Annotated in this window: 22 protein-coding genes; 7 read left to right on the top strand and 15 right to left on the bottom strand. The window is 73.3% G+C overall.

From position 1 onward, the window contains the following. The first annotated feature begins 32 nt into the window (after positions 1 to 32). The 3 genes from G3I41_RS02935 to G3I41_RS02925 all read left to right on the top strand — a co-directional run bounded on the left by G3I41_RS02935 (position 33) and on the right by G3I41_RS02925 (position 4,122). Entirely contained in the window at positions 33 to 680 is a 648-nt protein-coding gene (locus tag G3I41_RS02935; protein ID WP_018100353.1) for a phosphatidylserine decarboxylase, read from the top strand. Further along, a complete protein-coding gene (gene pssA / locus G3I41_RS02930) occupies positions 667 to 1,521 on the top strand; it encodes a CDP-diacylglycerol--serine O-phosphatidyltransferase (RefSeq protein ID WP_203600088.1) in 855 nt (284 codons plus the stop codon). The genes G3I41_RS02935 and pssA overlap by 14 nt, the downstream gene beginning before the upstream one ends. A 231-nt stretch (positions 1,522 to 1,752) precedes the next feature. Beyond that, on the top strand, positions 1,753 to 4,122 hold the full coding sequence (locus tag G3I41_RS02925; RefSeq protein ID WP_164398729.1) for a discoidin domain-containing protein: 2,370 nt from the start codon (positions 1,753 to 1,755) through the stop codon (positions 4,120 to 4,122). 73 nt (positions 4,123 to 4,195) lie between these two features. Here the strand turns inward: G3I41_RS02925 and G3I41_RS02920 are convergent, their stop codons facing one another. The 6 genes from G3I41_RS02920 to G3I41_RS02895 form a co-directional block, all read right to left on the bottom strand. Then, on the bottom strand, positions 4,196 to 5,446 hold the full coding sequence (locus G3I41_RS02920; protein WP_164398728.1) for an ABC transporter substrate-binding protein: 1,251 nt from the start codon (positions 5,444 to 5,446) through the stop codon (positions 4,196 to 4,198). Continuing rightward, entirely contained in the window at positions 5,443 to 6,534 is a 1,092-nt protein-coding gene (locus G3I41_RS02915; protein ID WP_164398727.1) for a branched-chain amino acid ABC transporter permease, read from the bottom strand. Before G3I41_RS02915 ends, G3I41_RS02920 begins: the two co-directional genes overlap by 4 nt. Further along, complete coding sequence (locus G3I41_RS02910; RefSeq protein ID WP_164398726.1) at positions 6,527 to 7,417, bottom strand: branched-chain amino acid ABC transporter permease; 891 nt, start codon at positions 7,415 to 7,417, stop codon at positions 6,527 to 6,529. Before G3I41_RS02910 ends, G3I41_RS02915 begins: the two co-directional genes overlap by 8 nt. Next, positions 7,414 to 8,196 carry an ABC transporter ATP-binding protein gene (locus tag G3I41_RS02905; protein ID WP_164398725.1) on the bottom strand — a complete coding sequence of 261 codons (783 nt, stop codon included), beginning with the start codon at positions 8,194 to 8,196 and terminating at the stop codon, positions 7,414 to 7,416. The genes G3I41_RS02910 and G3I41_RS02905 overlap by 4 nt, the downstream gene beginning before the upstream one ends. Next, a complete protein-coding gene (locus G3I41_RS02900) occupies positions 8,184 to 8,984 on the bottom strand; it encodes an ABC transporter ATP-binding protein (RefSeq protein ID WP_164398724.1) in 801 nt (266 codons plus the stop codon). The genes G3I41_RS02905 and G3I41_RS02900 overlap by 13 nt, the downstream gene beginning before the upstream one ends. A gap of 218 nt (positions 8,985 to 9,202) precedes the next feature. Continuing rightward, the gene (locus G3I41_RS02895; RefSeq protein WP_164398723.1) at positions 9,203 to 10,336 is read right to left on the bottom strand and encodes a glycerate kinase; all 1,134 of its coding nucleotides are present in this window, start codon (positions 10,334 to 10,336) and stop codon (positions 9,203 to 9,205) included. A 126-nt stretch (positions 10,337 to 10,462) separates the two neighbouring features. Between G3I41_RS02895 and G3I41_RS02890 the strand changes: the two genes are divergently transcribed. Then, complete coding sequence (locus tag G3I41_RS02890; protein ID WP_164398722.1) at positions 10,463 to 10,954, top strand: NUDIX hydrolase; 492 nt, start codon at positions 10,463 to 10,465, stop codon at positions 10,952 to 10,954. A gap of 16 nt (positions 10,955 to 10,970) precedes the next feature. On the opposite strand, the gene G3I41_RS02885 is transcribed toward G3I41_RS02890, so the two are convergent. Next, on the bottom strand, positions 10,971 to 11,171 hold the full coding sequence (locus G3I41_RS02885) for a type II toxin-antitoxin system VapB family antitoxin (protein ID WP_164398721.1): 201 nt from the start codon (positions 11,169 to 11,171) through the stop codon (positions 10,971 to 10,973). 261 nt (positions 11,172 to 11,432) lie between these two features. Here G3I41_RS02885 and G3I41_RS02880 point away from each other — a divergent pair, with 261 nt between their 5' ends. Further along, positions 11,433 to 12,017, top strand: a complete 585-nt coding sequence (locus G3I41_RS02880) for a TMEM165/GDT1 family protein (RefSeq protein ID WP_164398720.1) — start codon at positions 11,433 to 11,435, stop codon at positions 12,015 to 12,017. A 68-nt stretch (positions 12,018 to 12,085) separates the two neighbouring features. Here G3I41_RS02880 and G3I41_RS02875 read toward each other — a convergent pair whose 3' ends face one another. From G3I41_RS02875 to G3I41_RS02845, 7 genes are all read right to left on the bottom strand, one after another. Continuing rightward, positions 12,086 to 12,586: a methylated-DNA--[protein]-cysteine S-methyltransferase gene (locus G3I41_RS02875; protein ID WP_164398719.1), complete on the bottom strand. Its 501-nt coding sequence runs from the start codon at positions 12,584 to 12,586 to the stop codon at positions 12,086 to 12,088. Beyond that, positions 12,583 to 14,073, bottom strand: coding sequence for an AlkA N-terminal domain-containing protein (locus G3I41_RS02870; protein ID WP_164398718.1), 1,491 nt, complete (start codon positions 14,071 to 14,073; stop codon positions 12,583 to 12,585). Before G3I41_RS02870 ends, G3I41_RS02875 begins: the two co-directional genes overlap by 4 nt. A gap of 95 nt (positions 14,074 to 14,168) precedes the next feature. Continuing rightward, on the bottom strand, positions 14,169 to 15,881 hold the full coding sequence (locus G3I41_RS02865) for an aldehyde dehydrogenase family protein (RefSeq protein ID WP_164398717.1): 1,713 nt from the start codon (positions 15,879 to 15,881) through the stop codon (positions 14,169 to 14,171). 36 nt (positions 15,882 to 15,917) lie between these two features. After that, positions 15,918 to 17,219, bottom strand: a complete 1,302-nt coding sequence (locus G3I41_RS02860; RefSeq protein ID WP_164398716.1) for an MFS transporter — start codon at positions 17,217 to 17,219, stop codon at positions 15,918 to 15,920. Between the two features lie 33 nt (positions 17,220 to 17,252). Then, positions 17,253 to 18,176, bottom strand: a complete 924-nt coding sequence (locus G3I41_RS02855; RefSeq protein ID WP_164398715.1) for a TauD/TfdA family dioxygenase — start codon at positions 18,174 to 18,176, stop codon at positions 17,253 to 17,255. 183 nt (positions 18,177 to 18,359) lie between these two features. Beyond that, on the bottom strand, positions 18,360 to 18,962 hold the full coding sequence (locus G3I41_RS02850; protein ID WP_164398714.1) for a TetR/AcrR family transcriptional regulator: 603 nt from the start codon (positions 18,960 to 18,962) through the stop codon (positions 18,360 to 18,362). A 56-nt stretch (positions 18,963 to 19,018) separates the two neighbouring features. Beyond that, the gene (locus G3I41_RS02845; RefSeq protein ID WP_164398713.1) at positions 19,019 to 20,539 is read right to left on the bottom strand and encodes an AMP-binding protein; all 1,521 of its coding nucleotides are present in this window, start codon (positions 20,537 to 20,539) and stop codon (positions 19,019 to 19,021) included. 73 nt (positions 20,540 to 20,612) lie between these two features. On the opposite strand from G3I41_RS02845, the gene G3I41_RS02840 reads away from it, so the two are divergent. After that, positions 20,613 to 21,221: a TetR/AcrR family transcriptional regulator gene (locus tag G3I41_RS02840; RefSeq protein WP_164398712.1), complete on the top strand. Its 609-nt coding sequence runs from the start codon at positions 20,613 to 20,615 to the stop codon at positions 21,219 to 21,221. A 34-nt stretch (positions 21,222 to 21,255) separates the two neighbouring features. Then, positions 21,256 to 22,914 (top strand): acyl-CoA dehydrogenase family protein, encoded by a 1,659-nt coding sequence (locus G3I41_RS02835; protein ID WP_164398711.1) that lies wholly within the window; start codon positions 21,256 to 21,258, stop codon positions 22,912 to 22,914. A gap of 28 nt (positions 22,915 to 22,942) precedes the next feature. Here G3I41_RS02835 and G3I41_RS02830 read toward each other — a convergent pair. Beyond that, positions 22,943 to 25,421 (bottom strand): AAA family ATPase (locus G3I41_RS02830; RefSeq protein ID WP_239081458.1); only part of this gene is annotated, 2,479 nt, incomplete at its 5' end.

Genomic DNA, 25,421 nt, shown 5'->3' with positions numbered 1-25,421 from the left:
CAGCGCGGCTCAATCCGCTACGAAGGTCATCCATGCCCGACAGCCATACCTCTGCCTCCCGCGGCCGGGTCCGCATCGCACGCGGAGCTTCGCCGTGGCTCCTGCCGACCGTCGCCACCGCCGCCCTCAGCCTGACCCGCGCCCGCCGGTCCGGGCGCTGGGCGGCCGTGGCCGTGCCCACCACCGCGCTCGCGGCGGGCATGCTCTGGTTCTTCCGGGACCCCGAGCGCGAGATCACCCGGGGGCGCGTCATCTCACCGGCCGACGGCGTGGTGCAGAGCATCATGCCGTGGAAGGACGGGCGCACCCGCGTCGCGATCTTCATGAGCCCGCTGAACGTCCATGTGAACCGCGCCCCGCTGGCCGGCACGGTGACGTCGGTGGAGCACGTGCCCGGTGGCTTCGTCCCGGCGTTCAACAAGGAGAGCGAGAACAACGAGCGCGTTGTCTGGCACTTCGACACCGAGCTGGGTGACATCGAGATGGTGCAGATCGCCGGCGCGGTGGCCCGGCGCATCGTGCCCTACATCCCGCAGGGCACGAAGGTGGAGCAGGGTGAGCGCATCGGGCTGATCCGCTTCGGCTCCCGCGTCGACATCTACCTCCCGGAAGGTGTGGACGTCGCGGTCGAGGTCGGCCAGGCCACCACCGCGGGGGTGACTCGCATTGACCGTGATTGATCCCGACACCCAGGCCGGCTGGGTCCCGGAGGCCGAGGCGGAGGACGACGCCGACGACATGCCGCTCTCGCTGCGGCTGTCGATAGCGGACACCCTCACCCTCGGTAACGCCACGTGCGGGTTCATGGCGGTGTACTTCACCACCACGGGCATCCTGATCCCGCACCTCACGGGCAGCGACGAGAGCGGCATGGCGCGGCACTCCGCCGCCACCGCCGTGATCCTCATGCTCATGGCGGCGATCTTCGACCTGTTCGACGGGCTCGTGGCCCGCAAGCTGCGTTCCTCGCCGATGGGCGCCGAGCTGGACAACCTCTCGGACCTCATCAGCTTCGGGCTCGCCCCGGCGTACTTCGTCCTCGTGTACGGCATGGTCGCGGACGACGCACACCAGCGGGTCTCGGCGCTCGCGGCGATCGTGGTGCTGCTCGCGGTGGTGCTCAGACTCGCGCGGTTCTCGTGCGTGACGATGAAGGACGGCATGTTCCAGGGCATGCCGAGCCCGTTCGGAGCGCTCACGGTCATCTCGATCGTGCTCCTGGAGCTGCCCTTCGTGCCGACGCTCCTCGCCATCATCGGGGTGGCGTGGCTGATGGTCAGCCGGGTCGAGTACCCGAAGCCGCGGGGCGTCCTCGCGGTGGCGATGCTCGGCTGGATCGTCTCGGCGATGGGGCTGCTGGCGGCCTGGGCGCTGGACGCCCCCGGCGGTCAGCTGCTCCTCCAGACCGGCTGCGCGCTCCAGGTGGTCCTGGGTGCGGTCATCCCGCTCTTCGCGACCGCCCGCCGGGTGAACACCTTCCGCGGCAACCGACGCGAGGCGCGTGCGGCGCAGTTGCCGTAGCGGACTGTACGAACGACACGAGGGCCCGGATGCCGGCAAGGCATCCGGGCCCTCGTGCGTGCTCCGGCGCCCCCCTCAACCCCCGCACAGCGCACATTCTTCCCATGCGCGCGTCGACTATTTGAGCTTGCACGACGATTTCTTGCGCAGCACCGTGGACTTCCTTGCGACGGTGCTTCTAGCCTGTGGGGCGTCCGAAGAGCCCCCACGAGCCGCAAGGACGACTTCGACGTGACTTCCCCACCCCGACGACCGCTGCTCAAGCGGTCCGTATCCGCCTCCCTCTCGCTGGCACTCGCCGCGTTCGGCACCGCAGCCGCCGTGGTGCTGACCGGCGCACCGGCCGCCCAGGCGGCCGGTGTCCCGGCCCCCTCGCCGCTCGCCGTCCCCGGCCGTGGCGCGACCGTCCCGTTCAAGGAACAGGAGGCCGAGTACGCGGCCACCAACGGCACCCTGATCGGCCCGAACCGCCGCTACGGCACGCTGCCCTCCGAGGCGTCGGGCCGGCAGGCGGTGACCCTGGACGCGGTCGGTGAGTACGTGGAGTTCACGCTCACCGCCCCCGCCAACGCGATGTCCTTCCGGTACTCGCTGCCGGACAACGCCGCCGGGACGGGCCGGAACGCCTCCATCGACGTACGCGTGAACGGGGCCGCGCCCAAGGCGGTGCCGGTGACCTCCACGTACGGCTGGTACTACGGGGGGTATCCGTTCAACAACAACCCCGGCGACACCAACCCGCACCACTTCTACGACGAGACCCGGACCATGTTCGGGTCGACGCTGCCGGCCGGCACGAAGGTCCGGCTCCAGGTGTCGTCCACCGCCGCCTCACCGTCGTTCACCATCGACCTGGCGGACTTCGAGCAGGTGGGCGCGCCCGTCGCCAAGCCCTCCGGCGCGCTGGACGTCGTCTCCGACTTCGGGGCCGACCCGACCGGCGCCACGGACTCCACCGCCAGGATCCAGGCGGCGGTGGACGCGGGCCGGACGCAGGGCAAGGAGGTGTACATCCCGCAGGGCACGTTCCAGGTCCGCGACCACATCATCGTTGACAAGGTGACCCTGCGCGGCGCCGGGCCCTGGTACTCCGTGCTGACCGGGCGCGACCCGTCCAACCGGAGCAAGGCCGTCGGCGTCTACGGCAAGTACGCCGGGGACGGCGGCAGCAGCAACGTCACCCTCAGGGACTTCGCCATCATCGGCGACATCCGCGAGCGCGTCGACAACGACCAGGTGAACGCCATCGGCGGGGCGATGTCCCACTCGACGGTCGACAACGTCTGGATGCAGCACACCAAGTGCGGTGCCTGGATGGACGGCCCGATGGACGACTTCACCATCAAGAACAGCCGCATCCTGGACCAGACCGCCGACGGGGTGAACTTCCACTACGGCGTCACCAACTCGACGGTCACCAACACCTTCGTCCGCAACACCGGTGACGACGGGCTCGCCATGTGGGCGGAGAACGTCCCGAACGTGAACAACAAGTTCACGTTCAACACGGTGATCCTGCCGATCCTCGCCAACAACATCGTCACCTACGGCGGCAAGGACATCACCCTGTCCGACAACGTCATGGCGGACACCCTCACCAACGGCGGCGGCCTGCACATCGCCAACCGCTACCCCGGTGTCAACTCCGGTCAGGGCACCGCGGTCTCCGGTACCACCACGGCCGCCCGCAACACCCTGATCCGGACCGGGAACAGCGACTACAACTGGAACTTCGGGGTCGGCGCGATCTGGTTCAGCGGGCTCAACGAACCGATCAACGGCAACATCAACATCACCGACAGCGAGGTCCTGGACAGCTCCTACGCCGCGATCCACCTCATCGAGGGCGCCTCCAACGGGCTGCACTTCAAGAACATCAGGATCGACGGCGCCGGCACCTACGCGCTCCAGATCCAGGCCCCCGGCACGGCCACCTTCGACAACGTCACGGCGACGCACATCGCGCAGTCGAACCCGATCCACAACTGCGTCGGCAGCGGCTTCCGGATCACCCGGGGCGCCGGGAACTCCGGCTGGTACGCCGACCCTCCGGCCTGCACCGGCGTCTGGCCCGACCCGGTGTGGACCAACGGCGGGGTCCCGGGCGGCGGCACCGGTCCCACCGACCCGCCGACCGACCCCACGGACCCGCCGACCGACCCGACCGACCCGCCCGAGGAGACCGGCAACCTCGCCCAGGGCCGCCCGGTCACCGAGTCAGGCCACGCCGACGTGTACGGCGCGTCCCACGCGGTCGACGGCAACGCGAACACGTACTGGGAGAGCACCAACCACGCCTTCCCGCAGACCATCACCGTGGACCTCGGGGCGGCCAAGTCCGTCAAGCGGCTCGTCCTGAAGCTGCCGCCGTCGTCCGCCTGGGGCACCCGCACCCAGACCCTGAGCGTGTCGGGCAGCACGGACAACAGCACGTACAGCTCCCTGAAGGGATCGGCGGGTTACACCTTCAACCCGTCGAGCGGCAACCAGGCGACGGTCACCCTGCCGGGCACGTCGGCCCGCTATCTGCGGCTGACGTTCACCGCCAACACCGGCTGGCCGGCCGCCCAGCTCTCGGAACTGGAGGCATACACCAGCTGACCGGCTGGAGGCACACCGGCGGGCGGCACGCACATCGCGTGCCGCCCGCCCGGCGTTCCCCCTGCCGGGAGCGCTACTTGAAGGTGTAGCTCTTGGCGGCCGCCGCGGCCTCGGCCGGCCTGACCACCTTCAGGCCGCCGGGGACCTTGTCGTCCGGCTTCATGATCACGCTCTCCCTGGTGGAGGGCGCCGCGGGGTCGGTGAAGTCGTGGGAGACACCGAAGTCGGTGCCGAATCCGGTGATGGTCAACAGCGCCTTGTCGATCCCTTCGCGGGTGAGGTCCTTCGCCGCGCACGCCTTCTTCAGGGCCTCGCCGTACAGGTCGGCGGCCGTGTAACCGGCGATGACGCCGTTGTCGAGACCGTCCTTGGGATAGGCGGCGGCGTACTCCTTCGCCAGCTTCGCCGGGCCGGTGCCCGGGTCGCCGATGGGCAGGGTGGACGCCGCGACGTAGTAGTCCCGCATCAGGGCCGGGCCGGCCTGCGTCTTCAGCAGCTGCGGTGCGTACGCGGAGTTGTTGCCGATGACCGGCACCTTGAGGCCGGTGGCGGCGGCGACCCCGACGAGCGAGGCCGCCTGGCGGGGACCGGCGCTGACGACCACGGCCTTGACGCCCGCCTGCTTCAGGGCGGCGACCTGGGCGGTCATGTCGTTGTCGGTCGGCTTGATCTTCTGCTCGACGACGGTGAGACCCGCCTGCTTCGCCGCGTATGTGGAGCCGGCCAGCGCGTTCTCGCCGTAGTCGCCCTCGAAGTACACGTGGCCGATCTTGTCCCCCTTCGCGATGCGCTTCTCCGCGAGCAGGTAGTCGATCGCGTTGACCGTCTCGACGTCGTACGTGGCGCCGATGACGCGGACGTACTTGCTGCCGAGCAGGTTCGCGGACCACGCCTGCGGGAGGACGAGGCCCTTGTCCTGGCCGTCGATGCGCTGCTCCACCGCCGCGACGAACGGGGAGCCGATGAACTGGACGAAGCCCAGCACCTTCGGTTCCAGTTCGGTGTAGCCGGCGACGGCCTTCTGCGGGTCGTAGCCGTGGTCGCGCACGGTCAGCTCGATCTTGCGGTCGCAGATGCCGCCGGCCGCGTTGGTCTGCTTCACCCAGAGCTGCTGGGCCTGGGTGACGCTCTTGCCGAGCGAGGCGTAGACGCCGGTCATGTCGGTGAGCGCGCCGAGCGCGATCGTGGAGTCGGTGACCCCCTCGCCGGTCTTCACCCCGCCCTTGGCCTCCTCTCCCCCGTCGGAGGACTTGGCCTTCTCGCTGCACCCGGTGAGGGTGAGGGCGAGGGCCGCGCACACGGCCCCGAGCACACGCAGTTTCATTTCTTCTCCCCTGAGTTCTTCATCGGGCGTGTCAGGCCGCCGGGCAGGAACAGGACAGCCGCGACCACCGCGGCGCCGTACAGGTAGCGCGATGCCTCGCCCGGGGTCAGGCCGCCCGCACCGGGGGCCGCGACCAGGGGCAGGGAATCGCTGTAGTGGGTGAGGAGCTGGGGCAGCAGCGAGACGAAGGCCGCGCCGACGACCGCCCCCGCCACGGTGCCGAGCCCGCCGATCACGATCATGGCGAGGTATTCGAGGGACAGGACCATGCCGAAGTACTCGGGCACCGTCCGCTGGAAGACCAGGGCCAGGAGCACCCCGGCGAGCCCCGCGTACATCGAGGAGAGCACGAAGACCCCGGCCCGGTAGCGGGCCACCGGGACGCCCATGACGCCGGCCGCGATGCGGTGGTCGCGGATGGCGTTCAGCGCCCGGCCCGGCCGCCCGCGCAGCACCCCGCGCGCGAACAGTCCGCTGAGGAGCAGGGCGAGCAGGGCCGCGTACCAGAGCTTCTCGGAGGACTGGAACGGCACCGCGGCCACCAGCACCTCGCTGTCGTCGAAGGTGAGGCCGAAGAGCGACAGCGGCGGCACCGATCGGCCGTTGTAACCGCCGGTGAGGGACGAGGCGTTGAACAGCACGTGCTGGCCGATGAAGATCAGCGCCAGGGTCGCGATGCCGAGGTAGGCGCCCCGCAGCCGTGCCGCGATCGGGCTGAACAGCCCGCCGGCGGCCCCGGCGAGGAGGACGGCCAGCACGGCGGCGAGCCAGCTGGGCAGGCCGAGTCCGGACAGGGTGTGCCCGTTCTCCGTACCGCTCTCCCCCGCCAGCACGCAGTAGCCGTACGCGCCCACGGCGAGGAAGAAGGCGTGGCCCATGGACAGCTGCCCGGTGGCCCCGGTCAGCAGGTTGAGCCCGATCGCGCCGATCGCGGCGGCCATCGCGAACAGACCGGCCTGGAGCCAGAAGCGGTCCAGGTAGAAGGGGAGGGCGAGCAGCAGCACCGAGCCCGCCGCCCACAGCCAGGTACGGGGACGGCGCAGCCGTGCGGTGACGGCGTACGGGAACGGGGTGGCGGTCTCAGACACGGGCCGGCTCCTTCGTGCCGAGGAGTCCGGCGGGGCGTATGAGCAGGACGATCACCATCACCAGGTAGGGGGCCAGGTCGCCGATGCCCCGGCCGAGGAACGACAGATCGCTCTGGTAGCCGGTGGCGAGCGCTTCGGTGACGCCGACGATGAGGCCGCCGGCCAGGGCGCCCGTCGTGGAGTCGAGGCCGCCGAGGATGGCGGCGGGGAACGCCTTGAGCGCGGCGAGCGAGGTCGCCCGTTCCAGTCCGGGCGTGGGGAAGACGGTGAGGAACAGCGCGGCGACGGCGGCGAGCGCCCCGGCGACCGCCCAGGCCGCGAGCGAGACCCGGCCGAGCCTGATCCCCATCAGCGCGGCCGTCCGCGGGTTCTCGGCGGCGGCGCGCATCGAGACGCCCCAGGAGGTGAAGCGGAAGGCGAGCAGGAAGACGGTGATGAGGAGGGCGGCGGCGACGAACGCGGCGACGCGGGTCTGGGCGAGCGTGATCCCGCCGATCGTGAGGACCCGGTTCCCCCAGGGGTCCCCGAGCGCGAGCACCTCCGTGCCCATGCGCCGGGTGAGTTCGGTGGTCAGGAGGATGTCGACGCCGATGGTGACGATGGCGAGGACGCTGTGGTCGCTGCCCCGGTAGCGGCGCATCACCAGGAATTCGACGGCGGCGCCGACGACGGCCGCGCCCGCGACGCCCGTCGCGAGGGCCGGCCAGAAGCCGATGTCGTCGTGGAGGACGGCGGTGACGTAGCCGCCCGCGAGCAGCAGGGACGCGTGGGCGAAGTTGACGACCTCGGTGGCCTTGAAGATGACGACGAAGCCGAGCGCGATCAGGGCGTAGACCGAGCCGATGGACAGGCCGCCGAGGAGGAGTTCGATGAAGGTGGTCATTGCGGTGCTCCCAGATATGCCTGGACGACGGCCGGGTCGTTCTGGACCTCGGCGGGGGTGCCGCCGGCGATCCTGCGTCCGAAGTCGAGTACGGTCACGGCGTCCGCGAGCCGCATCACCACCCCCATGTCGTGCTCGACCAGCACGATCGAGATGCCGAGGCCGTCGCGGACCCCGGCCACGACCGCCGCCGTACGCTGCCGTTCGTCGGCGGTCATGCCGGCGACGGGTTCGTCGAGGAGGAGCACCTGCGGCTCCATGCACAGCGCGCGGCCCAGCTCGACCAGCTTCTGCTGCCCGTACGGGAGTGCGCTCGCCGGGCGGTCCAACACCGCCTCCAGGCCGATGAACTCGGCGATCTCACGGACCCGGTCGCGATGCGCGCGGGCTTCCCGGGCGGCGGCCGGCAACCGCAGCCCCGCAGCCAGGAAACCGGCCCGCGTGAGCCGGTGCCGGCCGAGCATGAGGGTGTCGGCGACGGTGGCGTAAGGGGGCAGCGCGAGGTTCTGGAAGGTCCGGGCCACCCCGAGTGCGGCGATCCGGTGCGGGGGGAGCCCGGTCAGCTCGGTCTCCCCGAGCCGGACGCTTCCGGAGGCCGCCCGGTACACCCCGGACAGCACGTTGAAGGTGGTCGACTTGCCGGCTCCGTTGGGGCCGATGACCGCGTGGACGCTGCCCGGCTCGACGGTGAACGAGATGGCGTCGAGGGCGGTGAGCCCGGCGAAGCGGACGGTGACGTCCTGGACGGTGAGCGGGGCGGGGGCGGTCACACGGACCACCTGCTCAGGGTGCGTACCGCGGTGCCCGCCGCCCGTTCCGCGTCGGCGGCGGCCGCCTCGTCCACGACACCCAGGTAGCGGCGGCGCACCTCGTCGGACGCGGCCAGTTCGGCGGCGGGCCCGCGCAGGGTGACCTCGCCGACCTCCAGGACGTACGCCGTGGTGGCGAGGCGCAGGGCGATCGACGCGTTCTGCTCCACGAGCAGGACGGACGTGCCGGACGCGTTGATCTCGCGCACCGTGTCGGCGATGCGCTGCGCCATCAGGGGCGCGAGACCGAGCGAGGGTTCGTCCAGCAGGAGCAGCCGGGGCCGTGCCATCAGGGCGCGGCCCATGGCCAGCATCTGCTGCTCGCCGCCGGACAGCAGCCCGGCGCTCTGGTGGGCACGGCGGGCGAGTACGGGGAACAGCTCGTGGACGCGGTCCAGTGCCGCGGCCGCCGCCTTGCGGCCTCCGACGGCGCCGAGTGCTCCGGCGCGCAGGTTGTCGGCCACCGTCATCCGGGCGAACACCTGGCGGCCCTCGGGCACGTGGACGACCCCGGCGGCGACCACCCGGTCGGGCCGCAGCCCGTCCAGGGGGCGCCCGTCGAAGCGGACGGTGCCGGTGGCGGTGCCGCCGTGGAAGCCGAGGGTCCGTGAGACGGCCCGCAGCAGGGTGGTCTTGCCGGCGCCGTTCCCGCCGAGCACGGCGGTGATCGTGCCGTCCGGGACGTCGAGGTCGATGCCGCGCAGTGAGCGTACGGGGCCGTAGGTGGCGGCGAGTGCGCGGATCTCGAGCGTGGGCATGGGGGTCCTCCTCCTTCCGCGGTTCCTGTGTTGCCACAGGTCAACAGGGGGAGGAGGGGGGCGTCCATGGGGGGCGGGGGGAAGCGTTGCGGGTGCCCCGGGTGGGCGGGGGTGGGTTGTGCGGGCGCACAGAGAGGGCGGGGGGGCGCCTGCGGCGGGCCGTGTCCCCTACCCGCCCCTTCCCGAGACCGGGGGCTCTGCCCCCGGACCCTCGCTCCTCAAACGCCGGAGGGGCTGTGCGTGAGGAAGTCGCGCGCGATCGCCTCCGCCACGCGCTCCAGCAGCGGACCCGCCTCGGCCATGCACACCGCAGGATCCGGCTCCAGGTCCAGCAGCGCGTACGCCCGCCGGATCCCGGCCCCCTCCAGCGCTTCCGGCGTCAGCGCGAGGCGGCCGCACACCGCGACGGTCTCGACGCCCGCCGCCCGCGCCGCCGCGGCGACGCCGGCCGGTGCCTTGCCGTGCAGGGTCTGGGCGTCGAGGGAGCCCTCGCCGGTGATGACGAACGTCGCCCGGTCCAGCGCGGGCGCGAAGCCGAGGACGTCGAGCATGACCTCGATCCCGGGGCGGAAGCGCGCGCCGAGGGCGACGAGCGCCCCGTAGCCGATGCCGCCGGCCGCTCCGGCGCCGGGGAGTTCCGCCTGCTCGGGGCCGAGGAGCGAGGCGTAATGGGCGAGCGCCGCGTCGAGCGTCGCGATGTCCGCCTCCGTCGCGCCCTTCTGGCGGCCGTAGACCTCCGGCGCGCCCTTCGGGCCGGTCAGCGGGTTGTCGACGTCGCTGGCGAGGATGAGGTCGATCTCGCCGAAGCGGGGGTCGAGCCCGGACAGGTCCGCGTCGGCGAGATCCGCGAGGCCGCCGCCGCCCGGCCCGACCGGCTTGCCGTCCGCGTCGAGGAAGCGCGCGCCGAGCGCGGCGAGCATGCCCGCCCCGCCGTCCGTGGTGGCGCTGCCACCGACGCCGAACACGATGGTCCGGGCCCCCGCTTCGACCGCGGCGAGGAGGAGCTCCCCGGAGCCGTACGTGGTGGCCGTGAGGGGCGCGAAGACCCCCTCGGGCAGGTGCTGGAGGCCGGACGCCTCGGCCATCTCGACCACCGCGGTGGTCCCGCGCACCGCGTAGGCGGCGGTGACGGGGTCGCCCAGGGGCCCGGTCACCCGCGCTTCGCGGCGCTCGAAGCCGGCGGCCACCGCCGCCGCCACCGTGCCGTCGCCGCCGTCGGCGACCGGCAGGGTCTCCACCCGTACGCCGGGAACGACGCGCCGCAGCCCGGCCGTCACCCGCTCCGCGACCTGCACGGCCGTGAGCGAGCCCTTGAACTTGTCCGCCGCGACGAGCACGCGTGCGGTCTCCATCACTGCTCCGTCCGTCACCATGATTCCCTTTGCATTCGAACAGGCAGTCGCGCCGCCCCGACCCTATCCGCCGGACCCCCTCGCTGCCCATGGTCTGATCGATCAAAGTGCGCCTACGCTGACCGTATGACCACTACTGACTACGCCACGTATATCGCCGGTCTCCCGAAGGTCCTCGTGGGAGCCGCCTGCGTCTTCCGGGACGCGGGCGGCCGGGTGCTGCTGGTCGAGCCGAGCTACCGGGAGGGGTGGACGCTGCCCGGCGGGACGGTCGAGTCGGCCGACGGGGAGGGTCCGCGCCAGGGCGCGCGCCGCGAGTCCCTGGAGGAGATCGGGCTGGACATCGCGCCGGGGCGGCTCCTCGTCGTGGACTGGACGCGCGGCAGCGACCGGCCGCCGATCGTGGCGTACGTGTACGACGGCGGGGTGCTGGACGACGAGCAGCTGAAGGCGATCCGGCTCCAGGAGTCGGAGCTGCTGTCGTGGAAGCTGGTCGAGCCGGCGGAGATCGACCGGTATCTGATCGGTGCGCGCGCCGGGCGGATGCACGCGGCGCTGGAGGCGCTGGAATCCGGCACGGGCGCCGTGGAGCTGGAGGACGGCCGCCCCGTGGGCTGAGGGGCCGGGTGCCCGGTCAGCCCTGGGTGTCCGGCGGCCTGGTCTCGTCCTCGCGCCGGGTCTCGTCGCGCGCCGCGACCCGGGCTTCGGTGCGGTGGCCGCGCGCGATGTAGTCGCGTACGACGAGTTCGACCGCGTCCTGCGGATTGCCGACCCCCGCGAGCACCATCACTTCGACCACGAGTTCCGCGTCGAGACTGATCGCTACCTTCGCCATGGCGCGACGGTAGCACCGGTGAGGTAGTGTGGACGGCTGCGAAGGGGAGTAGCCCCGCAAACCGGTCGTCGACACACTGGAGCCTCGCGGTTCCCGGTGGCCGGGCTCGTGGATCATCACGGGTGGGCGAGACCTTCGGTCAGGTAGGACACGCCCACGCCCTGTGGGCGGTGCCGTCATGCCGGGCCGAGTGGTCCTCCGAAACGCCGACCGGCACTTCGCGGAGATCCGGGGCCCGGCTCGTACAGAAAGCCACCCGGAATGCATCTCGACCCCCTGGCGATCATCACCGCTTTCGGGCTGATCTTCCTCGCCGAACTCCCGGACAAGACCATGTTCGCGTCGCTCGCCATGGGCACGCGCATGCGCCCGCTCTACGTCTGGTTCGGCACCTCGTCCGCGTTCATCGTGCATGTCGCCATCGCGGTGGGCGCGGGCGGGCTGCTCGGTCTGCTGCCCGACTGGATCGTCAAGCTGGTCTCGGCCCTGCTCTTCGCGTTCGGCGCCTTCATGCTGCTGCGCGGGGGCGGGGACGACGAGGACGACGAGGCGGGCCCGAAGACGGTGACCGGGTTCTGGCCGGTGTACTCGACGGCGTTCATGGCGGTGTTCATCAGCGAGTGGGGCGACCTCACGCAGATCACGACCGCCAACCTGGCGGCGAGCAACGGGCCTTGGTCGACCGCGATCGGCTCTGCCGCCGCCCTGATGTCCGTGTCGGCGCTGGCGCTCCTCGCGGGCCGGTTCATCGCGAAGCGCGTACCGCTGAATACCGTGCAGCGGATCGGCGGGCTGTGCATGCTGGGCCTGGCGATCTGGACGGTGATCGAGATCTTTACCGGCTGAGTCACGTACATGCCGTACGGCGAAGGGCCCCGCGCACGCTCGTGCGGGGCCCTTCGCCGTACGCGCGGTCAGAACAGCGCCGGGGTGCTCGCCTCCGTGCCGTTCTCGAACGCCAGCAGGCGCTGCTTGCGGTCCAGCCCGCCTCCGTAGCCGGTGAGGCCGCCCGACGCCCCGATCACCCGGTGGCAGGGGACGATGATGCCGACCGGGTTCTTGCCGTTGGCCAGGCCCACCGCCCGGGAGGCCCCGGGCTTGCCCAGGATCTCGGCGAGTTCGCCGTACGAGCGGGTCTCGCCGTACGGGATGAGCCGCAGCTGCTCCCAGACGCTGCGCTGGAACGGGGTGCCGTCCAGGTGCAACGGCAGGTCGAAGTCGCGCAGTTCACCGGCGAAGTAGGCGTCGAGCTGGCGGATCGCCTCGGTGAAGGGGCGGGGGTCGGGCTCGCCGAAGGTCTCCTCGGGGGGCCGGTGGCGCTGGGCGGTCATGTAGAGGCCGGCGAGGACGCCGTCGGTGGCGACGAGGGTCAGCGGGCCGTAGGGGCTGTCGGTGACGGTGTGCTGCCGGGTCACGGGGCACTCCCTTCCGCGTCCGGGAGGTGGTTGATGGGGTGGTCGTCCACGGTCCACAGGTACTGGACGGCGTACGCCCGCCAGGGGCGCCAGCCGGCCGCGCGTGCGGTGAGGGCGGCCGGGGTGGAGGGCAGGCCGAGGTGCTGGGCGGACCTGCGGATGCCGAGGTCGGTCGGGAGGAAGGCGTCCGGGTCGCCGAGGGCGCGCATCGCGATGACCTCGACGGTCCAGGGGCCGAACCCGGGCAGCGCGGCCAGTGCGGTGCGGGCCCGCTCCCAGTCGGCTTCGGGGCCGAGGCGCAGGGAGCCGTCGGCGAGGGCGCCGACGAGGGTGGTGAGCGTGCGGCGGCGGCTGCGCGGGAGGGCCAGCTGCTCCGGGTCGAGTCCGGCCAGCGCCTCCGGGTCCGGGAAGAGGTGGGTGAGTCCGCCCTCGGGGTCGTCCACCGGGGTGCCGTGTGCGGTGACCAGGCGGGCGGCGTGGGTGCGGGCGGCGGCGGTGGACACCTGCTGGCCGAGCACGGCGCGGACGGCGAACTCGGCGCCGTCGACGGTCCTCGGCACCCGGCGGCCCGGGCCCGCGTCGACCAGCGGGGCGAGCAGCGGGTCGGCGCGCAGCTGTTCGTCCACGGCGACGGGGTCGGCGTCCAGGTCGAGGAGCCAGCGGCAGCGGCTGATCGCGAGGGTCAGGTCGCGCGGGTCGGTGAGGGAGAGCCGGCAGGCGATGTGGTCGGGGCGCGGGGTGAGCGCGACCATGCCGTGGCCGTGCGGCAGGGCGAGGGTGCGGCGGTACGCGCCGTCGCGCCACTCCTCGACGCCGGGGACGGCGGTCGCGGCGAGGTGGCCGAAGAGGTTGCTCGGGTTGAGCGGGGCCCGGTACGGCAGGCGCAGCGTGATGACGCCGGGGGTGGCGGGCGCGGGTGCGGTGCGGGCGGCGCGGGCGCGCAGTTCACCGGGGGCGAGGGCGAAGACCTCGCGGACGGTGTCGTTGAAGGTGCGTACGGAGGAGAACCCGGCGGCGAAGGCGATCTCGGCCATGGGCAGGGCGGTGGTCTCGATGAGCACGCGCGCGGTCTGGGCGCGCTGGGCACGGGCCAGGGCGAGCGGTCCGGCGCCCAGTTCGGCGACCAGCTGGCGTTCGATCTGGCGGGGCGAGTAGCCGAGGCGGGCGGCGAGGCCGGGTACGCCTTCGCGGTCGACCACCCCGTCCCGGATGAGCCGCATCGCGCGGGCCACCGAGTCCGCGCGGGCGTTCCACTCCGGGGATCCGGGGCTGGTGTCGGGGCGGCACCGCTTGCACGCCCGGAACCCGGCCTGCTGGCAGGCGGCCGCGCTGGGGTAGAACGTCATGTTCTCGGCCTTGGGCGGCACGACGGGGCAGCTCGGCCGGCAGTAGATCCGGGTGGTCAGGACGGCGGTGAAGAACCAGCCGTCGAAGCGGGCGTCCTTGGAGCGGACCGCCCGGACGCAGCGCTCGGTGTCGGTGTGCATGGTTCAAGGATGGGCCACCGGGGGTCGGGTGGCTGGCGGAAATCCGACATGGGCGTCAGGCTGCCTGGGGCTGCCCGGCGCCCGTGTCGCCTGGATCAGCCGAGGAGCGCGGAGGCGAGGATGCCGGGGAGCCTCGTCGCCTTCGGGTCGGCCGTGTACGCGGTCAGCCGTTCCATGGTCGTGCGTCCGGTGCGGTTGGTGACGTAGTACGGCGGGCGCGGGGACAGGGACGGGGAGCCGGTGAACAGGCCGCGCGGGGCGGGTGCGAAGGGGGCCCGGACGACCGTCTTCTCGACGTGCTCCAGCATGAACGCGTTGTGCACGAAGCCGACGCCGCTGCCGATGTCCTGGCGGTTGTGCCCGGGGAAGGCGCCCCAGGGGGTGTACCCGAGCAGGAAGCCGAAGGCCGACCAGCAGTTGACGCCGAGGGTGCCGTAGCGGAGGCCGGCGACCGCCTCCTCGACCGCGTGGCGGTGGGCGCGTTCGGTGCGGGGGTGGACCAGCAGGGTCGCGCCGAGGGTGCCGGGGAGCCGGTCGTTGGCGAACTCCGCGGCCGCGCGCAGGAATTCCGGGGCGTCGGCGCCCGGCAGGCGTACGACTCCGAGGGCGCTGGCGAACACCTCGGTGTCGAGCATCGGGTCGCCCTCGTCGGTGATGTCGGGGACGAGGAGCCGGCAGGCGCCCTCGCCGTGGGTCTCGGCGTCCGGGTGGGCGCGGACGACCGCCCCGAGGCGGTCGGCGGCACCGGGGTAGTAGTCGGCGCGGGGCGGCAGTGCGCGCAGGACCCGGCGGATCTCGGCGAGCAGCCGTTCGGTGCCGTCCCATTCGCGGGGGACGACGAGGATCTGGCTGGCCACGCAGTTGTGGCCGGAGTTGTTCATCTTGCTGGTGACGATGTGCTCGGCCTGGAAGCGGAAGTCCGCCGCGCTCCACGGTCCCGGGGTGACGATGCAGGGGCTGACGCCGCCGAGTTCGCTGGTGAACGGCTTGTCGTTGAGCGGGGTGTCCTCCCTCCGGCGCCGCTCGGCGTGCTCGTCGGTGCCCCAGACGATCGCGTCGTGGGTGCGCTCGCTGCCGGTGACGTGGATGGTGTCGATGCCGTCGTGGGTGGTGAGGTAGGCACCGGTGTCGGCGCCGCCGTCCACGAAGCGCACCCAGCCCTTCTCGACGAACTCGGCGAACACCTCCTCGAAGTGCGGGCGCAGGTAGGCGTTGACGGGGTTCATCTTGGCGAGGACGACCTCGCCCTCCGCGTACAGCTTGTGCAGGATGTCGAGCGGGGTGATCGCGGGGACGTTGCCCGCGCCCAGGACCAGGGCGACGGCCGGGCGGCCCCGGCGGCCCCGGTACTCCCCCGCCGCGTCGGCCAGCGCCTGCGCACGGGTGGTCCCGGGGAGGGTCCACACCTCGGCGGTGAACCCGTTGAGCAGGAGGCGGTCCGATCCGGTGGCGGGGAAGACGTCGACCAGGACGCGGCCCCCGCGTTCGCGGACGGCCTCGCGGTCGACCGGGTCCTGTCCTGCGGCCAGCCTGCGCAGCACGTGGAGGCAGGCGCTCACCGTCTGGGCCAGCGCCCAGGGGGCCGTGACCCAGTCCTCGGCGGCCCAGGCCGAGTCGGCGGCGTACCCCTTCGCGGCGGCGGCGTCGGCGACCATGGCGGGCGCGGCCCCGGCGATGCGCGGGAGCATGCGCTCCAGGAGGGCGACGCGCTCGGGGAGCGGGGTGGCGGTCCAGGTGCCGGCCCGGTCGCGCAGGGTGGCGACGGCGAGGTCGAGCGGGCTGGTGTCGAGTGCGGGGGCGGCGCTCACGGGCGGGCTCCTTGGGTGGGTCCGGTGGGGGGAGGGTCAGGGGGTCGGGCGGGACGCGTCGCGGGCCGGGTCGATGAGCCAGAAGGACGCCGCGGCCCCCAGGACGAGGAGCAGGCCGGAGAGCACGACGGCGTTCTGGTAGCCGCCGGTCCCCCGGGCGTCGACGAGGGCGCCCACGACGGCCGGGGCTGCGAGCCCGGCCATGGTGACCAGCGCGTTCATGACGCCCAGCGCGCCGCCTGCCCTGTCCGGCGGGGCGAGTTCGCTGACGGTGGTCGCCGCGACGGCCGCGTACGAGCCGCCGAACCCGAATCCGAGGGCGATGAGCGCGGTCTTGGCCGTGGAGCCGTCCGCGAGCGGGACGGCCAGGCAGCACAGGGCACCGAGTGCGAGCAGCGTGCCGCCGACCCAGCCCCGGGCTCGGCGGCTGCCGACGCCGCGCCGCATCAGCCGCCCGGTGACCCCGGCCTGGGCGAGCAGGACGACGGCGCCGATGGCCCAGGGGGCGACGACGACGGTGCCCGCCTCGCCGGCCGTGTAGCCGAGGGCGTTGCGCAGGTAGGACGGCAGCCAGACCAGCATGAGGGCGACGGTCCAGTAGCTGGTGAAGTAGGCGAAGGTGGCGCCGATCCAGGTGCGGCTGGTGAGGATCGCGCGGTACGGGACCGGGGTGGCGGGGGCCTCGTCGCGTACCGGCGTACGGGCGGTCTCCACGCGGTGGCCGCCGTCCGCGCCGAGCACCCTCCAGACGGCGGCCCAGGCGAGGCCCACGCCCGCCAGCACCCACAGCGCCGTGCGCCAGCCGTGGTGCTGGATGACCCAGGACAGGCCGGGCGCGGAGGTGATCACCCCGAGCGTGACGCCGAGGGTGATCAGGGCGCCCGGCAGGTTGCGCCGGTCGTTGGGGAACCAGGCGAACGTGGCCTGCTGCGCCACGGGGAAGGCCGGGCCCTCCGCCGCGCCGAGGAAGACCCGGGAGGCGACGAGGACGGCGAGGCCACCGCCGATCGCGGCGGGCAGCTGGGCCACGGACCAGAGCAGCGCCATGAGCAGCAGCAGGACCTTCGGCGAGACCCGGTCGGCGGCGAGGCCGACCAGGACGGCCGCGACCGAGAAGAGGAGGAAGAACGCGCCGTTGACGAGGCCGAACTGAGTGGCGCTCAGGTGCAGGTCCGCGCGGATTTCGTCGGCGGCGAGGCCGAGCACGGACTTGTCGGCGAAGTTGACCATCATGAAGACCACGAGGAGCACGGTCACCGTCCAGGCCCGGGTACGGGTGCCGGCGGGTGCCACCGCTTCGGTGGGGTGCTGAGGCCGTTCGATCGGTGCCGCGGTCATGGGATCTCCCGGGAGGGGTGCGGAGGGGAGGGGTCAGGACAGCGGTACGCCGGCGATGGCGATGCGCTCCATGATCCGGCGCTGCGGGAAGTAGTCGTTGATCGCGTAGTGCTGGGTGGCGATGTTGTCCCAGACGGCGATCGAGTCGGCCTCCCAGTGGAAGCGGACCTGGTACTCGGGGATGCGGGCCTGGAGGACCAGGATGTCGAGCAGTTCGCGGCTCTCGGCGTCGGACAGGCCGCTGACGCGGGTGGTGAACGGCTCGTTGACGTAGAGGGTCTTGCGGCCGCTGCGCGGGTGGCGGACGACGACCGGGTGCTCGACCTGCGGCCAGGACGCGCGGAACTCCGCCTTCTGCTCGTCGTTCATGAGGGCGCCCCAACTGGGTGCCCAGTCGTGCACGGCGGTGAGCTCGGCGATGCGGGCCTTCAGGTCGTCCGGCAGGTTGTCGTAGGCGGCGGCCATGTCCGCCCACATCGTGTCGCCGCCGGCCTCGGGCACCTCCACGGCGCGCAGGACGGAGCCGAGCGCCGGGTTGACCATGAACGAGTGGTCGCTGTGCCAGATGTTCTTGTTGCCCGCGGCCTTGGCGTCCTTGGCGAGGCGCGAGACGCCGGCCGTCCCGGTCTTCGGGAAGAACGGGTTGGGCTCCGGCGGGCCCCAGACGCCGGACAGGGCGAGCTGGTGCTCGGCGGTGAAGCCGGTCTGCTTGCGGAAGAAGATCACCTTCCACTCCAGCAGCGCCTGGCGCAGCTCCTCGGCCAGCTCCTCGGTGATCGGGCGGGTCAGGTCGACCCCGCCGAGCACGGCGCCGAAGTGCGGGGTGAGCGGGCTGATCCCGACCTGCCGGTAGGTGGCCGGCTCGGCGCCGGGGGCGAGCCGTTCGAGGGTCCGGCTCCCGTAGTGCATGAGCGGCTTGTCCAGGACCGGCCTGGGGTTCGTGACAGCGGTCTGCATGGGTCTTCCTCCCGGCGGTGCGCGCTAATTACGTAACCAGCAGTATCGATATGAGGATGCGGCGGTGCAAGGGGTCTGGCGCATCGATTTCCCGGCGGCCCCGCGGACTGTCCAGCGACCCTTCCGGCCGGTTCCGGGCATGCCGAAGCACCCGGCGGCGAGCCGGGTGAAGGGGGTACGCGGCTATGCCGGGGTGGCGACCGCCCGGCCGATCAGATCCACCACGGAGTCCACCAACTCCTGGTCCGGCAGGCGCTGTTCGCCGACCATACGGAAGACCAGCGGGGCGGCTATGAGCGTCGCGGCGGCGGCGATGTCGACGTTGGCCCGGACGTCGCCGCGCGCCACCCCGCGCTCCAGGAGGTGGCGGGTCTCGCTCATCACGCGGGCCGTGTAGGCGCGGTACGCGCCCGGCTCGGCACCGGCCTCCGACGCGGAGCCGATCACCCCGGCGAGCAGGCGGGAGACGCCCGGTTGCCGGTACGCCTCCATCCGTGCCGTCAGCACGGCGCGCAGCTCGGCCCGGAAGTCGCCCATGTCGGGGACGGTCAGCGGCCCGATCCGGGACTCGGCGGCGGCCAGGACGAGATCCTGCTTGGTGGCCCAACGCCGGTACATGGCCGGTTTGCTGACGCCCGCCCGGGCCGCCACGGCGTCCATCGTCAGCGCGCCCATGCCGTTCTCCGTCACCAGATCGACGACGGCGTCCAGCACGGCCCGGGTGACACGCTCCTGGCGGGGTCTGCCGGGGCCCCGCCGCGCCTTGGTCACCTGTTCGTCGGCCATGCCCCGACCCTACGCGGGGCGGGCCCGCCCCCTCCCGCAGGGGTACGGCCCCGGGCTCACCGCGTCAGCTCGTCGCGCAGGACGTGCTTCGTGACCTTCCCGGACGGCGTGCGGGGCAGACCGGTGCGCAGGACGAGCTCGCGGGGCACCTTGTAGCGGGCGATCCGGGGCTCCAGCCAGGCGCGGACGCCCTCCAGGTCGAGCGAGGCGCCCTCGCGCGGGACGATCACGGCGACCACGGTCTCACCCCACTGGGGGTGGGGCCGGCCGACCACGGCCACGTCCAGGACGTCGGGGTGGCCGCGCAGGGCGCCCTCCACCTCCTGCGAGGCGACGTTCTCGCCGCCGGTGATGATCACGTCCTTCATCCGGTCCACGACCGTGACGAACCCGTCCTCGTCGACCCGGCCCAGGTCACCGCTGCGGTACCAGTCGCCCTCGAACACCTCGGCGGTGGCCTCCTCGTCGTCCAGGTAGCCCACCATGCGCGTGTCGGAGCGCAGCCGGATCTCGCCGGTCTCCCCCGCCCCCGCGTCGGCGCCGTCCGGGCGCACGACCCGCAGCTCGACCCCGGGCATGCCGCCCCGGCCGATCGCGCCGGCCTTGGCCACCTGCTCGGCGGGCGGGAGCGAGGCGCCGACGGGGCCCGTCTCGCTCATCCCGTACACCTGGTGGAAGTCCTCGGAGCCGTACGCCTTCATCAGGCGGCGCGCGGTGTCCGCGTCGAGCGGCCCGGCGCCGTAGATCCAGGCCCGGACGGACGAGAGGTCGTACGAGGCGAAGTCGGCGACCGCCTGCGTCGGCGCGATGAGGGCGATCGGAGCGCCGAACATCGCGGTGACGCCCTCGCGCTGGATGGTCTCCAGCATGCCCCGGGGCTCGTACTCGCGCTGGAGCACCACCGTGCCGCGGGTCAGCAGCGTGCCCATCACCCAGTTGTTGAGCGGGGAGGCGTGCCAGACGGGCATGCAGATCAGGAACCGCTCGTCGCGGCGGAGCGGGATGGCGGCGGCGGTGTAGGCGGCCGTCAGGGTGATCGTGCGGTGGGTGTGGACGCAGCCCTTGGGGGTGCCGGAGGTGCCCGAGGTGTAGAGGATCTGGGCGACCTCGCCGTCCGCCCCCGGCTCCCCGGCCCACGGCTCGGCGGCCGCGACCCGGGCCTCGAACGCGTCGGCGGGCAGGGTGTCCGGCCCGGCGTCGGGGTGGCTGACCAGCCAGGTCACCTCGGCGCCGGCGGCGGTGGCGCGCTCGCCGATCTCCGCGTCGACCACGGCGAGCCGAGCCCCGCAGTGGGTCAGCTGGCGCGCCACCTCGGCCGTCCGGAGCTTGTGGTTGACCGGGACCAGGGTGGCGCCCGCGTACCAGGCGCCGAACGCGGCGAACAGGAAGGCCGGGGTGTTGTACGTCATCACGGCCAGCCGGTCGCCCGGCCGCAGCCCGGCCTCGCGCAGCACGGTCGCGGCACGGCGGGCCGCGTCGGCGAATTCCCGGTAGGACCACCGCTGCTCCCGGTAGACGACCGCTTCGTGGTCGCCGGCCGAGCGGACGGCGCTGTCCAGCAGGGTACTGAGGTGCATCACGTTCTCCTGACGAGCCGGACCGCGCGAACGGGCCATGGCGGGAAACTCTGAATGATGGTTCACTTCTTTCATGGCCTACCGCAAGACCCCAGCCGAAATCAGCCGGCTCGAAGCAGCCAGGGAGCGTCTGGTCGCCGCCGCCACCTCGGTGGTCACGGAGGTCGGCTGGTCGCAGGCGTCGGTCACCGCCGTCGCCGACTCGGCCGGCATCGCGGCCGGCTCCGTCTACCAGCACTTCGCCTCCAAGGCGGCCTTGGCCGTCGAGGTGTTCCGGCGCGCCGCCGGCCGCGAGGTCGAGGTGCTGGGCGAGGTGCTGCGCGAGCCGGGGACGCCGGTCGAGCGGCTGGCCCGGGGCGTCGAGGTCTTCGCCCGCCGCGCCCTGGAGAACCGGGGCCTGGCCTACGCGCTGCTCGCCGCCCCGGCCGATCCGGCGGTCGGCGCCGAACGGCTCGACTACCGCCGCCGCTACCGCGCCCTGTTCGCCGAGGTCGTCCACGAGGGCATCGCGGAGGGCCTGCTGCCCGCGCAGAACGGCGAGATCACCGCGGCCGCGCTCACCGGCGCGGTCGGCGAGGTCCTGGTCGATCCGCTCGGCGCCGGCGACGGGGAGACCACCGAGGCGCTGCTCACCGAACTCGTCGCCATGGCCCTGCGGTGCGCGGGCGCGCCGCGCCCTTGACCATTCCGCGTATCACCACCCCCTGGAGGCCCCCGTGTCCACGACCGTCCCGCCCCGCGGCAACCCCACCGCCGCGACCCACGAAGTGACCAACCAGGCCCCGCCGTTGACCGGATACGACGCGGCCGACGACGCGGTGCTCCTGGAGGGCCTGCGCCGCGAGGGCGCCGAGTGGCACACCGAGGAGCTGCACCGGCTCGGCCGCCTCGTCGGCAGCGCGCAGGCCCAGGAGTGGGCCGAGCAGGCCAACGTCAACGAGCCGGTGCTGCGCACCCACGACCGCTACGGCCACCGCGTGGACGAGGTGGACTTCCACCCGGCCTACCACCACCTGATGAACGCCTCGGTGGGCGCGGGGCTGGCCGGCGCCGCCTGGGCGGACGAGCGCCCCGGCGCCCATGTGGCGCGCGCGGCCGGCTTCATGGTGATGTCGACGCTGGAGGCGGGCCACCTGTGCCCGGTCTCCATGACGTACGCCGTGGTACCGGCCCTGCGGCATGCCCCCGACCTGGCGAAGACGTACGAGCCGCTGCTGACCGGCCGGGTGTACGAGGCCGGGCTGCGCACCCCCGCCGAGAAGCCGGGGCTGCTCGCGGGGATGGGCATGACGGAGAAGCAGGGCGGCACCGATGTGCGCGCCAACTCCACCGCGGCCACCGAGGCGGGCGACGGGACCTGGCGGCTGCGCGGGCACAAGTGGTTCACCAGCGCCCCGATGAACGACCTCTTCCTGGTACTCGCCCAGGCGCCGGGCGGCCTCTCCTGCTTCCTGGTACCACGTGTCCTGCCGGACGGAAGCCGCAACACCTTCCGCATCCAGCGGCTCAAGGACAAGCTCGGCAACCGGTCCAACGCCAGCAGCGAGCCCGAGTTCGACGACACGGTCGCCTGGCTCGTCGGCCCCGAGGGCAAGGGCGTGCGCACCATCATCGACATGGTGACGATGACCCGTCTGGACTGCGTCATCGGCTCGGCCGCCGGCATCCGCGCCGCGCTCGCCCAGGCCGCCCACCATGTGCGCCACCGCGCGGTGTTCGGCAGCAAGCTGATCGACCAGCCGCTGATGCGCAACGTGATCGGCGACCTCGCGGTCGAGTCCGAGGCGGCGACCACGCTCGGACTGCGGCTGGCCGGCGCCGCCGACCGGGCCCAGCGGGGCGACGCACGGGAGCGGGCGTTCCTGCGGCTGGCCACGGCGGTGTCCAAGTACTGGGTGTGCAAGCGCCAGCCGGTCGCGGTCGCGGAGGCGCTGGAATGCCTCGGCGGCAACGGCTACGTCGAGGACTCGGGCATGCCGCGCATGTACCGGGAGGCGCCGCTCAACGGCATCTGGGAGGGCTCCGGCAATGTGAACGCGCTCGACCTGCTGCGCGCGCTGGCCCGGGAGCCGGAGTCGCTGGACGCCTTCCGCGCCGAGGTCGAGGCCGCCTCGGGGGCGGACCGCCGGCTGGACGCGGCCTGGCAGGAGCTGCGCGGCGAGCTGGTCCTCACCGAGGACGCCCCGCTGCGGGCCCGGCGCCTCATCGAACGCGCGGCACTGGTCCTCCAGGGCTCGCTGCTCGTCCGGCACGCGCCGACGGCGGTCGCCGACGCGTTCTGCGCCTCGCGGCTGGCCGGGGACCGGGGGCTGGCCTTCGGCACCCTGGCGCCGGGCACCGACTTCGCGGGGCTGCTGGAGCGGCTGCCCGCGTAGGCAGCCCGTGACGGAGCCGGACCGCCCTTCAGCGGGCGTCCGGCTCCGTTTCCATGAGCGCCCGCACCTCGGCCGCGCGGGCCGCGCCCGCCGGGTAGGGCAGAGCCCGCGCCAGGTCGTCGGCACGTGTCAGCGCCTCGCTGGCGGCGTCGGCGTCGCCGAGCCGGAACAGGGCGAGGGCGAGAATCGTCCGGGCGTCCGCCTCCGCGATGCGCTCGCCCGTCCGGGCGGCGCGGGCGACCTCGTCGGCCGCCAGACGGCGCGCCTGTTCCGGGCGGCCGCTGTGCAGCTGAGCCCAGGCCGTGAGCACCGGCACCTCCCGCTCATGCCCCTCCAGGGCGCGCCGGGCGTGGCAGGGGAGCCCGTCCCGCAGGGCGAGTTCGGCGCGGGCCGCCCGCACCTCGTGGCCCGCCTGCCGGTCGACCAGCTTCGGCGACGACTGCGCGCGGTCCAGCAGCGCTGCGGCGCCGGGGGCGTCTCCGGTGCGCATCCGGACCAGCGCGAGGGCCGCCAGGGTGTACGGGAGGCACCAGGCGTCCGCCTGCTCGGCGCCCGCCACGGCCGCCTCGGCGAGGACGCGCGCGGTGTCGAATTCACGGAGCAGCAGCCACAGTTCGGCGAGGTTGGCGCGTTCGAAGGCAGCCCCGGCCAGGTCGCCCGACTGCTCGACGAGGTCGAGGGCCCGCTGCCCCGTGGCCACCGCACGCCGCAACTGACCGCTGCGCCGCTCGTTCTCCCGCAGCGTCGACAGGACCTGGCCGAGGAGGGTCGGGTCGCCGTACGCCTCGGCCGGGGGCAGGGCGAGGTCGGCCGCCTCGCGGGCCTCGTCCAGTCGGCCGCTGAGGCCCAGGATGCTGGCCCGCAGCGAGTGTGCCCGGGCCATCAGCCCCTCCCCCGCCCGGCCGGCCACCCGCTGCCCGGCGGCCACCGCCAGCCGGGCGGCCGGGTAGGCGTCCTCGTACCGGCCCTGAATGCGGCACAGCACGGCCTGGGCCAGGTAGTGGCCCGCGGCCGGTTCCGGTGCGGTGTCGGGGGTGACCGGGTGCACGGCCAGGACCTCCCGGCCGGCGTCGGGCAGGCCGGTGCGACCGAGGGTGTCGGCGAGCCAGGCCGCCGCGAGCACGATGTCCTCGTGGTCGCCACGCCTGACGAACTCGTCCAGGGCGAGGCGCAGCACCTCGGCGGCCTGGGCGAAGTTCCCCATGCGGCGCAGCACCTGGCTGTGGGCGAGGCGGGCGCGGGCGGCGTCCACGTCGAGCCGGGCCACGAGGTCGCGGTAGTAGCGGTCGGCGGTGTCGTTGGCGAAGAGGGCTGCGGCCCGGGCGGCGGCACGGCGCAGGTACTCGGCAGCGCGCGGGTCGTCGGCGCGGGTGAAGTGCGAGGCCAGGGTGTCCACGGCGTCGGGGCGGCGGCGGAGCACCGCCTGCGCGAAGGCGCCGTGCAGCTGCCTGCGGCGGACGGCGGAGAGCTTCTCGTAGCAGGTGAGGCGGACCAGCGGGTGGCGGAAGGTCAGCCCCGCCTCGTGCCGGCCGTCGACCAGGATGTCCCGCTCCTCGATCAGCGAGGCGTCCATGGCGCGCTCCAGCGCGTCGGTGGCGGCACCCCCGGTGACGACGGGGTGGAGACCGTGGGCGGCCACGTCGAGCAACTCTGACAACGATGTCTCGGGTCCGGCCACGGAGAGCGCCTCGACGATCCTCCGGGCATCGCCGTCGAGCCGCGCCAGCCGGTCCGCGACGAGCTGCCGGACGCCGTCCGGGGCGACGGTCCCGGCGCCCTCGGCCATGCCGCGGGCCAGCTCGACGGCGAACAGCGGGTTGCCGAGGGAGAGTTCCCAGATCCGGTCCGGGGTGCCGGTAGCGGGGGCCGGGGTCAGCTCGACCGTGTCGTGTACGACGGCGAGGCACGCCTCCTGGTCCAGGCGCGGCACCTCCTCGCGGACGGCGAGACCCTGGCGGGCCAGCGAGGACAGGCCGGCGGAGCGCGGGTCGCCGTCGGGCATCTCCTCCTCCCGGTACGTCACGAGGAACCGCGGGCCGTGGGTCTGCGCGGCCCGCCGGGCCAGGTGGCTCAGCAGCTGGAAGGAGCCCAGGTCCGCCGCGTGCAGGTCGTCCAGCACGATCAGCACCGGCTGTACGGCGGCCAGTTCGCCGAGCAGGCCGGCGGTGGCGCGGAAGAGGCGGTCCCGCTCCTCCTCGGGGCTGCGTTCGGAGTCGGCGCGGACCCGGCCGAGCGCCGGCAGGAAGGCGGCCAGTTCGGGGTACTCGCCGCCGACGCGGGCGCGTTCCGCCTCGTCGCGTTCGGCCAGCCAGCCGTCCAGGGCCTCGGCGAAGGCGCCGTACGGGGTGTGCCCCTCCGCGTCGTGTCCGCCGCCCCACAGGACGGCGGCACCGGAGGCGGCCGCCTGCCGGGCCGCCTCGCCGGCCAGCCGGGTCTTGCCGACGCCTGGCTCGCCGGTGAGCACGGTGACGGCGGCGGGCCCGTCCGCCGCGAGCAGCCGCCGGAGC

Origin of the sequence: Streptomyces sp. SID9727, assembly GCF_010550605.1 — a bacterium.
GTDB lineage: Bacteria > Actinomycetota > Actinomycetes > Streptomycetales > Streptomycetaceae > Streptomyces.
This window is presented reverse-complemented; position numbering and strand designations above follow the sequence as displayed.

Excerpts from the sequence above, each read along its gene's own strand:
- G3I41_RS02935 (WP_018100353.1), top strand. The coding sequence starts at position 33 with ATGCCCGACAGCCATACCTCTGCCTCCCGCGGCCGGGTCCGCATCGCA.
- G3I41_RS02920 (WP_164398728.1), bottom strand. The coding sequence starts at position 5,446 with ATGAAACTGCGTGTGCTCGGGGCCGTGTGCGCGGCCCTCGCCCTCACC.
- G3I41_RS02910 (WP_164398726.1), bottom strand. The coding sequence starts at position 7,417 with ATGACCACCTTCATCGAACTCCTCCTCGGCGGCCTGTCCATCGGCTCG.
- G3I41_RS02900 (WP_164398724.1), bottom strand. The coding sequence starts at position 8,984 with ATGCCCACGCTCGAGATCCGCGCACTCGCCGCCACCTACGGCCCCGTA.
- G3I41_RS02895 (WP_164398723.1), bottom strand. The coding sequence starts at position 10,336 with ATGGAGACCGCACGCGTGCTCGTCGCGGCGGACAAGTTCAAGGGCTCG.
- G3I41_RS02890 (WP_164398722.1), top strand. The coding sequence starts at position 10,463 with ATGACCACTACTGACTACGCCACGTATATCGCCGGTCTCCCGAAGGTC.
- G3I41_RS02885 (WP_164398721.1), bottom strand. The coding sequence starts at position 11,171 with ATGGCGAAGGTAGCGATCAGTCTCGACGCGGAACTCGTGGTCGAAGTG.
- G3I41_RS02880 (WP_164398720.1), top strand. The coding sequence starts at position 11,433 with ATGCATCTCGACCCCCTGGCGATCATCACCGCTTTCGGGCTGATCTTC.
- G3I41_RS02870 (WP_164398718.1), bottom strand. The coding sequence starts at position 14,073 with ATGCACACCGACACCGAGCGCTGCGTCCGGGCGGTCCGCTCCAAGGAC.
- G3I41_RS02860 (WP_164398716.1), bottom strand. The coding sequence starts at position 17,219 with ATGACCGCGGCACCGATCGAACGGCCTCAGCACCCCACCGAAGCGGTG.
- G3I41_RS02855 (WP_164398715.1), bottom strand. The coding sequence starts at position 18,176 with ATGCAGACCGCTGTCACGAACCCCAGGCCGGTCCTGGACAAGCCGCTC.
- G3I41_RS02850 (WP_164398714.1), bottom strand. The coding sequence starts at position 18,962 with ATGGCCGACGAACAGGTGACCAAGGCGCGGCGGGGCCCCGGCAGACCC.
- G3I41_RS02845 (WP_164398713.1), bottom strand. The coding sequence starts at position 20,539 with ATGCACCTCAGTACCCTGCTGGACAGCGCCGTCCGCTCGGCCGGCGAC.
- G3I41_RS02840 (WP_164398712.1), top strand. The coding sequence starts at position 20,613 with ATGGCCTACCGCAAGACCCCAGCCGAAATCAGCCGGCTCGAAGCAGCC.